The 8171-nt window shown below is 69.0% G+C and carries 8 protein-coding genes and 1 tRNA gene; 6 read left to right on the top strand and 3 right to left on the bottom strand.

What is annotated here, in order from left to right:
- Positions 1-134 precede the first annotated feature (134 nt).
- From AC5Y5V_RS31065 to AC5Y5V_RS31075, 3 genes are all read left to right on the top strand, one after another.
- Positions 135-416, top strand: a complete 282-nt coding sequence (locus AC5Y5V_RS31065) for a type II toxin-antitoxin system RelE/ParE family toxin (protein ID WP_499942862.1) — start codon at positions 135-137, stop codon at positions 414-416.
- A gap of 11 nt (positions 417-427) precedes the next feature.
- Positions 428-724, top strand: coding sequence for a HigA family addiction module antitoxin (locus AC5Y5V_RS31070; RefSeq protein ID WP_499942864.1), 297 nt, complete (start codon positions 428-430; stop codon positions 722-724).
- A gap of 235 nt (positions 725-959) precedes the next feature.
- The gene (locus AC5Y5V_RS31075) at positions 960-1169 is read left to right on the top strand and encodes a hypothetical protein (protein ID WP_499942866.1); all 210 of its coding nucleotides are present in this window, start codon (positions 960-962) and stop codon (positions 1167-1169) included.
- 422 nt (positions 1170-1591) lie between these two features.
- Here AC5Y5V_RS31075 and AC5Y5V_RS31080 read toward each other — a convergent pair.
- Positions 1592-1667: transfer RNA gene (locus AC5Y5V_RS31080), tRNA-Asn, on the bottom strand.
- Between the two features lie 165 nt (positions 1668-1832).
- Here AC5Y5V_RS31080 and AC5Y5V_RS31085 point away from each other — a divergent pair.
- On the top strand, positions 1833-2114 hold the full coding sequence (locus AC5Y5V_RS31085; protein ID WP_499942868.1) for a hypothetical protein: 282 nt from the start codon (positions 1833-1835) through the stop codon (positions 2112-2114).
- Here the strand turns inward: AC5Y5V_RS31085 and dnaG are convergent.
- Entirely contained in the window at positions 2104-4020 is a 1917-nt protein-coding gene (dnaG, locus tag AC5Y5V_RS31090) for a DNA primase (protein ID WP_499942869.1), read from the bottom strand. The two genes, AC5Y5V_RS31085 and dnaG, sit on opposite strands and share 11 nt — an antisense overlap.
- 130 nt (positions 4021-4150) lie before the next feature.
- Between dnaG and AC5Y5V_RS31095 the strand changes: the two genes are divergently transcribed.
- On the top strand, positions 4151-4645 hold the full coding sequence (locus AC5Y5V_RS31095) for a hypothetical protein (protein WP_499942870.1): 495 nt from the start codon (positions 4151-4153) through the stop codon (positions 4643-4645).
- Between the two features lie 113 nt (positions 4646-4758).
- Here AC5Y5V_RS31095 and AC5Y5V_RS31100 read toward each other — a convergent pair whose 3' ends face one another.
- The gene (locus tag AC5Y5V_RS31100) at positions 4759-6039 is read right to left on the bottom strand and encodes a deoxyguanosinetriphosphate triphosphohydrolase (protein ID WP_499942873.1); all 1281 of its coding nucleotides are present in this window, start codon (positions 6037-6039) and stop codon (positions 4759-4761) included.
- A gap of 83 nt (positions 6040-6122) precedes the next feature.
- Between AC5Y5V_RS31100 and AC5Y5V_RS31105 the strand changes: the two genes are divergently transcribed.
- On the top strand, positions 6123-8117 hold the full coding sequence (locus tag AC5Y5V_RS31105; protein ID WP_499942875.1) for a TPM domain-containing protein: 1995 nt from the start codon (positions 6123-6125) through the stop codon (positions 8115-8117).
- Positions 8118-8171: the final 54 nt, after the last annotated feature.

Raw genomic sequence — 8171 nt, forward strand, 5'->3', positions numbered from 1 at the left:
TGCGTTCAGGGGCTCTTACGTCTGCTCGGTCTACCGCCACCTGGCTCCCGACTGACTCGAGAATCGGCGGGTAGCGGCTGCTCACCATATGCTAACGATTGACGTTAGTATCGTGTCACGTTAGCATTATTTGCGTGATCCGCTCGTTCAGCGACAGCGACACCCAGAAGATCTGGGAGCTGCGCCGCCCGAAGGGGATCAGCACCGAGTTCGGCAAAGCGGCGCGCCGCAAGATGCAGATCCTCGACGCCGCGGAGAACATCAACGATCTACGGGTGCCCCCGGGCAACCGCCTAGACAAACTGCAACCACCCCGCGAAGGGCAACACAGCATCCGCGTCAATGACCAGTACGGCCTGTGTTTCACCTGGAACAACGGCGGCGCTGATGACGTCGAACTGACCGACTACCACTAAGGAGGACGACAATGGCTGACTTCGCACCGACCCACCCCGGCGAGATTCTCGCCGAGGAGTTCCTCGCGCCGATGGGAATCACCCCCTACCGCCTGGCCCAGGAGATCGGCGTGCCGCAAACCCGGCTGAGTGAGATCATCCACGGTCGGCGGGCCATCACCGCCGACACCGGCCTGCGGCTGTCGCGCGCGCTGGGCCTGTCTGACATGTTCTGGATCAACTTGCAGGCGCGCTACGACGCCGATGTGACTCGCGCCGACAAGGGGGCCGAATTGGACCGCATCCACCCCCTCGCCGCGGCTGGGTAGCCCCCGCCCGCGGCGGTCGAACCGACCGGGAGGGAACGGGTAGTGACGTCGTAATGACCGCCCGGCGGTGACTCGCCTACCCCGTTAGATCGCGGTCGAAATATTCGATACGGGGTTGTCGGTGGCCGGGCGTATCCTGCGTCTCACCATGACCATGAGGAACATCGACACGACCCGTGCTCTCCGGACCGAGGACGAGCTACGGGCACTAGTCGACGCCATTTACACCTCGCCGATGACCACGCAAGAAACGAACTGGCTTGAGTGGAAGAGCAGCCTGGACCTCAGCAAACCGGAGGGCCGGTTCGCGGTGGCGAAGGCCATCCTCGGGTTCGCCAATCGCTCGGTTGCAGAAGCGCACCGGGCCTGCGAGGGCGCGGCCTACATGGTCGTGGCCCCGACGCGCCGGAGGACATTCAGATCACGATGGCGGCAGGAGCGATGAACCGCCGCCGCCGGGCGACCACGACCACGACGCTCTCGATCTCGCTGAACTTGTTGACGCTGGACGACCTCTGCGCTGCCGAGCGGGACAGTTAGGCTCCCGCGCCACGTATCATCGCTCAGCCCATCGACCCGGCGGGCGACCGGCGCACCGAGATTTCAGCACGCCTCAACGTCAGCCTCGGCACTACGTCGCAGTCAGCAATGCCGTCCATCACTGCCTTTGGAGTCCACGATCTTTCCGTGTCAGGTCCCCCCTCCCCACGTGCTCCATCACTGCCATCTCGGCCGCGGCGCGGAACACACCCATCCAATCAACGGTGGGTTGCCTGAACCGATTATCGAGCGCCGCGTGCACCGCCCGTAGCTCGGCCCCGTGATGTTGGCGGACGGTCGTGCGAAGGGGCAAAACACCCACTGACCTGGCTCCCCCGCCTGGACTCGAACCAGGAACCCTTCGGTTAACAGCCGAATGCTCTGCCAATTGAGCTACGGAGGACCGCTTCGATCCGCGCGAATGATCGTGCCGATCGCGGGATGACTCTAGCGTACTGGCCTGGCCGGACCCAACTGATTAGCCCCGACTGGATGGGACCGGGGGGCACGCACCCGGCCGCGTGAGGCAGGATGGAGCCATCCGCACCACAGTCCGGGAGGAACCGCTTTGATCGGGTATGTCTTCGTGCTCGGGGTGGGTTACGTGCTGGGCACCAAGGCCGGCCGGCGCCGATACGAGCAGATCGTCGGTACTTACCGCGCGGTGACCGCAAGCCCGGTGGCCAGGTCGGTGATCGACGGCGGCCGCCGCAAGATCGCGAACCGGATCTCGCCCGACACGGGGTTCGTGACACTGGCCGAGATCGACAGCGAGACGACGGTCATCGAACGTGCCGGCGAGCCGGAGCCGACCGTCGCCGACTACCGCGAACAGAACCTCACGCGCTGAGGTCGTCGCCGCTGGCCTGCTCCAGCAGGCTGCGCCGGTAGGCCTCCATCGCGACCAAGTCGCCGAACAACGCGTGATACTCGTCGCCCTGCTCGATCGGCGACATGCGCTGTAGCTTCGACTTGACCTCGGCGATCTGGCGCCCCATCCAGACCTCCTGCAGGCGGGCCAGCACCCCGCCGATGTAGCGCGGCAGCTTCTCGTCCTCGACCTGGACCGTCTCTACCCCGAGTTCGTTGATCAGGCTCGCGGTCAGCGGCAACGACGTCTGGCGGCGCACCGCGTCGATCCATTGCGCCCCGGTGATGCCAGACGAGGTGCCGCCCGCGGTGTCGATGGCCGCGCGGACGGCCGCGTATCCGGGGTGGGTGAAGCTCTCGACGGTCAGCGCGTCGAACACCGGGCCGGCCAGGGCCGGGTACTGCAGCGCGGACTTGAGCGCCTCGCGCTGCGGCCACAGCGTGGGGTCCCGCGGGTCGGGGCGCGCGGCGGGGGGTTCGGTCGGGGACGCCGGCACCGGCGGCTCCTGGGCCGCCCGGCGGGGGACCTTGGGGCTGAAACCGGCCCTGGGCTTCTTGGCCTCCTCGCGCACCCGGCCGATGACCTGCGCAACATCGTCCCAACCGACCCAGCCGGCCAGTTGCCGGGCGTACTCGTCACGCAGGGTGGGGTCCTTGATCTGGCCGACCATGGGCACACAGCGGCGCAGCGCGGCCACCCTGCCCTCGGCACTGTCCAGGTCTATTTCGGCCAGGGCGCTGCGAATCGCGAACTCGAACAACGGGGTTCGCCGCGCGACCAGGTCACGCAGCGCCCCGTCGCCCGACTTCAGCCGCAGGTCGCAGGGATCCATGCCGTCCGGCGCCACCGCAACGAACGACTGACCCGCCAGGTTCTGCTCGCCGTCGAAGGCCTTGAGCGCGGCGGCGCGACCGGCCGCGTCGCCGTCGAACACGTAGATCAGTTCGCCGCGAAAGAAGCTGTCGTCCATCATCAGCCTGCGCAGCATCGCCAGGTGTTCGTCGCCGAAGGCGGTGCCACACGACGCGACCGCGGTGGTGACGCCGGCCAGATGCATCGCCATGACGTCGGTGTAGCCCTCGACCACCACCGCCTGGTGCCCCTTGGCGATGTCGCGCTTCGCCAGGTCGATCCCGAACATCACCGCGGACTTCTTGTACAGCAGCGTCTCGGGCGTGTTGATGTACTTGGCTTCCATCGGGTCGTCGTCGAACAACCGCCGCGCCCCGAACCCGATCACCTCACCGGCCGAGGACCGGATGGGCCACAGCAGCCGACGGTGAAAGCGGTCCATCGGGCCGCGGCGACCCTGCCGGGACAGGCCCGCGGCCTCCAGCTCCTTGAACTCAAAGCCCTTGCGCTGCAGATGCTTTGTCAGCGAGTCCCAGCCCGACGGGGCGAATCCACAGCCGAAGTGCCGGGCGGCCTCGGCGTCGAAGTTGCGCTCCTTCAGATACTGACGCGCCAGCGCCGCCTCGTCGGACTCCAGGGCCTGCGCATAGAACGCGGCGGCCTCCGCGTTGGCCGCGACGAGCCGGCTGCGGCTGCCGCGGTCGCGCTGCACGTTGGTCGCCGAGGCGCCCGAGTAGGTGATCGTGTGGCCGACCCGGTCGGCGAGCAGTTCGACGGCCTCGACGAAGCTGACGTGTTCGATCTTCTGCACGAACGCGTAGACATCGCCGCCCTCGCCGCAGCCGAAGCAGTGGAACTGGCCGTGGTTGGGCCGGACGTGAAACGACGGCGACTTCTCGTTGTGGAACGGGCACAGCCCCTTGAGCGAGTCGGCGCCGGCGCGCTTGAGCTGCACATAATCGGCGACGACGTCCTCGATGCGGATGCGCTCGCGGATGGCGGCGATATCGCGATCGGGGATCCGGCCAGCCATCGGCTCAGTCTAGAGCGCGGGACGGTGATCGGAATCCGGCCCGTGAACATGCCCTCGCGTGCCGACGCGAGCCGTGGTAGAAGTTCGAGATCCGATGTTTGCCCCAAGCTCTCACCGAGAGGTGTCGCCCATGAATGCCCGCACCGGATTTCAAGTCGGCAAGGCGATGTCGCGATGGTCCCTGCCGGCGCTGATTCTCGCCGTCGGAGTGCTCGCCGCGGGTCCCGCGGCCGCCGACACCTGCCAGTGGGATCCCGCCAAATCCCAGCAGGTGGACGCGGCATCGCCCGCCGCCGCGGCGATTCTCACTCCCGCCGTCGCCGATCTGAACAAACAACTCGGCAAACCCGCGAAGCTGGGCCCGGCCACCGTCGCAAAGTCGGGTCAGTGGGCGTTCGTGTCGGCCCCCATCCTGGGTACCGACGGGCAGCCCATCGATTACAAGGGCACGCCCTTTGCCGAGGCCGCGGAAAACGGCGGCAAGTCGAAGAAGTATCTGGCGCTGCTGCAGCAGGCGGGCCAGGGTTGGAACGTGGTGACCGGGGCCGTCGGGCCGACCGATGCCGCGTACGAAGGTTGGCCGCAGAAATACGGCTCACCCCCGGTGTTCCTGAAGTGCAGCTGACCCCGGGCGGGCCGGCGAGGGCCTAGACCGCCGCGAGCGTGCACGCAGTATCGGCCGGCACGGCGTGTCACCGTACGTCTGCGCACATTCGCGGCGCAGCCGGGAAGCAAGGGCTATTTGTCAGACACGCCGTAGTCCGCGCGGCGCTCGTCGATGCGTTCCAGTCTGCCTTCGGTGTACGACGCGATCTGGTCGACGACGACGCGCCAGCGGGCGCCGTCGTCAGGCGCGACGGTGAACGCCGCGGCGAAGATCGGGTCCAGGGTCTGCGGCGCCCCGGCATGCAGCCAGCGCGCCACGCGGTGGATGCGTTCACGCTGGCGGGCCTGGGTTTCCATGTGCCGCGGATCAGACATGATGAATTGCAGCGCAAGGGTTTTCAGCACGGCGACCTCGGCCCGCACCAGGTCGGGCACCTGTAGGTCGGCCTGGTAGCGCACCAGCGGCCCCGGCCCGGCCACCGCGCGCGTGCTCGCGACCGCGGCCGAGGCGAACCGGCCCACCAGTTCGCTGGTCAACCGTTTGAGGGCGACCGACGCCGTCAGCGTGGCGTCGTACTTGCCGACCGCCGCGACGACGGGCAGCCCGGACAGCCGCCGGGCGGCGGCGATCAAATCGTCGGCGCCGACCCGGGAGTATTCGCTGCCCCCCAGCCGTGCCAGCACGGCCGCCGCGTCGTCGTCGGCGAGCACGCGCAGGTCGATGCGTTCGGAGACGACGCCGTCTTCGACGTCGTGCACGGAGTAGGCGACGTCGTCGGCCCAGTCCATGACCTGCGCCTCAAGGCACGTCCGGTTTGCCGGCGTGCCCTCGCGGACCCAGGCCGCCGCGTCGCGGTCGTCGTCGTAAAACCCGAACTTGTCGTGCCCACCGCCGCGGAACCAGGGGTACTTGGTGACCGCGTCCAGGGCGGCGCGGGTCAGGTTGAGCCCGGCACTGCGGCCCTGCGCGTCAAGAACTTTGGGCTCCAGGCCGGTCAAGATCCGGAAGTTCTGCGCGTTGCCTTCGAAGCCGCCGTAGTCGGCGGCGAGCTCGTTGAGCGCGGCCTCCCCGTTGTGCCCGTACGGCGGATGCCCGATGTCATGGGCCAGGCCCGCCAGTTCGACGAGGTCGAGGTCGCAGCCCAGCGCGATCGCCATGCCGCGCCCGATCTGGGCCACCTCCAGCGAGTGGGTGAGCCGGGTGCGCGGGGTGTCGCCTTCGCGGGGCCCGACGACCTGGGTCTTGTCGGCCAGTCGACGCAGCGCGGCGCTGTGCAGCACCCGGGCGCGGTCGCGGGCGAAGTCGGTGCGGTGCTGGCCTTCGGTACCCGGCAGACCCGCGGTCTTGGGCGTCTCGATCACCCGCCGCTGACGATCGAAGTCGTCGTAGGGGTCGTGCTGATTCGTGCTCACCGAACCACAGTCTGCCAGGGCGGTCGCCGGATGTGTGCGCTTGTGGGCCTACGGTCCGGCATGGTCGCGAGCTAGATTGACGTATGCGCGTTGCTCGTTTGCTCGGCGTATTCCTGACCATCCTGACGGTGGGTCTGGCCGGGGAGCTCATGCTCGCGCCTACCGCCGGCGCGCGGCCGCCGTTCCGCCTGTCGGGCTACATCACCGACAGCGCGGGCGTCCTGTCGGACTCCGGTCACGCCGAGGTGAAATCTGCTATCGACCGCCTCTACACCGCTCGCCACGTGCGGTTGTGGGTGGTCTACGTCGACGACTTCGGCGGCCTGACCCCGGAGAAGTGGGCGAGGCAGACGTACGCCAACAGCGACCTGCGTGGCTACGACGCCCTGCTGGCCGTGGCCACCACCGGCCGCGCGTATGCGTTCCTCGTGCCGACCGAGGTGCGCAGCGTCAACGCCGGTCAGGTCGAGGGCCTGCGGCGCACGCAAATCGAACCGGCGCTGCGGGACGGAAACTGGAGCGGCGCGGCGGTCGCGGCGGCCAACGGGCTCAACCAGGCGCCGGACCCGTCGGGCCGGGTGGTGCTGCTGGTCGTGCTGGGCGTCATCGCCGTCGTCGTCGTGGTCCTGCTGATCGTGATGCGCTACCGCCGCCGACGGCGGCGCGCCGCCGCGCTGGCCGCGGCCCGACGGCTCGACCCCACCGACCCGAGCGCGCTCGCCGGGGTGCCGGTCGAGACCCTGGACGACCTCTCCCGGCTGATGGTCGTGGACGTCGACAACGCCGTGCGCACCAGTTCCAACGAGCTTGCGCTGGCGATCGAAGAATTCGGCGCCGAGCACACCACACCTTTCACCACCGCGGTCGAGTCCGCCAAAGCCGCACTGTCGCAAGCGTTCACCGTGCGTCAGCAGCTCGATGACGACGTGCCCGAGACGCCGGCGCAGCAGCGCGAGCTGCTCACCCGAGTGATCGTGTCGGCGGCGCGGGCCGACCGCGAGCTGGAGTCGCAGACCGAGGCCTTCGAGCAGCTGCGGGATTTGGTGATCAACGCCTCCGCGCGCCTCGACGGGCTGACCCAGCAGTATGTCGAACTCACCAGCCGGATCACCCCGACGGAACAACGGCTGGCCGACCTGCACAGCGAATTCGACGCCGCCGCACTGACTTCGGTCTCCGGCAACGTCGCGACCGCCCGGGAGCGACTGTCGTTCGCCGACAAGAACATCAGTGCGGCCCGCGCCCTGACCGGACGGGTGGAGAGCGGACGGCAAAGCGATTTGGTCGATGCGGTGCGGGCGGCCGAATCGGCGCTCGGTCAGGCCCGTTCGCTGTTCGACGCGGTGGACAGTGCGGCTAGCGACATCCGGCACGCGGTGGCTTCGCTGCCGTCGCTCATGGACGAGATCCAGGCGGCCGTCACGCATGCCACCGAGCAGTTGCAGCGCAGTCCCAAATCCAAATCGTCGCACACCGGGGAGCTCCTCGCGGCCCGCGACGGCGCGAGCACGGCCGTCGACGCCGCCCGCGGCGCCGGCTCTGCCGACCCGCTGGGCACCTTCGTGCGGCTGACCAAGGCCGACGCGGAGCTCAATCGGGTGCTGGCGACGCTGGCCGAAGAACAGGCCGCGGCCGAACGCCTCAACCGGTCCCTCGAGCAGGCGCTGTTCACCGCCGAGTCGCGGGTGCACGGCGTATCGGAATACATCGACACCCGCCGCGGCAGCATCGGGTCCGAGGCGCGCACCCGGCTGGCCGAGGCGAAACGGCACCTGCAGGCCGCGCGCGACCTGCGCACGACCAGTGTGAGCGAGGCGATTGCCCACGCCAACGCCGCGTCCACGCTGGCCGCCCATGTGCAGGCGCTGGCGAACGCCGACGTGGAATCGGCGGAGCGGGCCTATAGCCGCCGCGGTGGCGATGACACCGGCGCGCTGATCGGCGGGATCATCATCAGCGACCTGCTCCGCGGTGGCATGGGCGGCGGCGGCGGGTTCGGGTGGAGCCCGACGTCGTTCGGCGGCTCGTCACGCAATTCGTCCGGGGGTGGCTTCATGGGCGGCGGCGGCCGCTTCTGAGGGCCGGGCCGGCGGCAGGGCGCGGCGGCAGGGCGCGGCGGCAGGGCGCGGCGA

It is taken from the genome of Mycobacterium sp. NGS68 (genome assembly GCF_059812195.1).

Excerpts from the sequence above, each read along its gene's own strand:
- AC5Y5V_RS31070 (WP_499942864.1), top strand. The coding sequence starts at position 428 with ATGGCTGACTTCGCACCGACCCACCCCGGCGAGATTCTCGCCGAGGAG.
- AC5Y5V_RS31075 (WP_499942866.1), top strand. The coding sequence starts at position 960 with ATGACCACGCAAGAAACGAACTGGCTTGAGTGGAAGAGCAGCCTGGAC.
- dnaG (WP_499942869.1), bottom strand. The coding sequence starts at position 4,020 with ATGGCTGGCCGGATCCCCGATCGCGATATCGCCGCCATCCGCGAGCGC.
- AC5Y5V_RS31095 (WP_499942870.1), top strand. The coding sequence starts at position 4,151 with ATGAATGCCCGCACCGGATTTCAAGTCGGCAAGGCGATGTCGCGATGG.
- AC5Y5V_RS31105 (WP_499942875.1), top strand. The coding sequence starts at position 6,123 with ATGCGCGTTGCTCGTTTGCTCGGCGTATTCCTGACCATCCTGACGGTG.